The 1081-nt window shown below is 70.8% G+C and carries 1 protein-coding gene; it reads right to left on the minus strand.

Features of this window, described 5'->3' with window-relative positions; translation table 11 throughout:
• The coding region (locus tag AC27IQ_RS25390) for an efflux RND transporter periplasmic adaptor subunit (protein WP_487091278.1) at positions 1-1081 on the minus strand (1081 nt) is incomplete at both ends.

Below are 1081 nucleotides of genomic sequence, written 5' to 3' on the forward strand. Positions count from 1 at the left end.
CACCGGCGGCGCCGCTGGCTGCGGAGGCCGGGCCGCGCGCGCCTTGCAGCTGCACGGTGGCACCGTCCTTCAAACGGTCGCCGCCTTCGGTCACCACGCGCTCGCCGGCCTTCAGGCCCTCGGTGACGGCCATCAGCCCCACCGTCGCCTGGCCACGCTTGACCTTGCGCAGCGACACCGTGCGGTCTTCGTTGATGACATAGACGAAGTCGCCATTGGCGCCCGTGCGCACCGCCGTCACCGGCACCACCACGGCCGGCACCTCGCGCAGCAGGAGCTGCACGTTCACGAACTGGTTGGGAAACAGCGCACCGTTGGCGTTCTCGAACCGGGCCTTGGCCTTGACCGTGCCCGTGGTGGTGTCCACCAGATTGTCCAGCGTGGAAAACTGCCCCTTGCCCACTTCGGTGGTGCGGGTGCGGTCGAACGCCGTCACGGCCAGCGGCTGCGCGCCCTGCTGCGACGCCTGCACGTCGGTCACGCGGTCCTGGGGCACCGAGAACTGCACATCGATCGGCGTCATCTGCGTGATGGTGGCGATGCCCGTGGCCTCGCCGGCACTCACGTAGTTGCCGGCGTCCACCGTGCGCAGGCCGATGCGGCCCGTGGCGGGCGAGGTGACGCGGGTGTAGTCGAGGTTCAGGCGCGCGGTCTTCTCCTGGGCGAGGTCGGTCATCACCGTGCCCTGCAGCTGCTTGACCAGCGCGGCCTGCGTGTCCACATCCTGGCGCGCGATCGAGTCCTGCGACAGCAGCGTGCGGTAGCGCTCCAGGGTGATGCGGGCATTGTCGAGCTGCGCCTCATCGCGCTGGCGCGTGCCCTGCGCCTGCATCAGGGCCTGCTCGTAGGGGCGCGGGTCGATCTGCGCCAGCACCTGGCCCTTCTTGACCATCTGCCCTTCGGTGAACAGCACCTGGGTGAGCACGCCCGACACCTGCGGGCGCAGGGTGACCGTGGTGACCGGCGTGACCGTCCCTAGCGCGTCGATGACCACCGGCAACGACGCCTGCCGTGCCGTGGCCTCGCCCACCGTGACCATGGCCCGCCCGCCACCGCCGAAACCGGGCCCGCCCGGCCCCCC

It is taken from the genome of Acidovorax sp. KPB24-07, assembly GCF_057543315.1.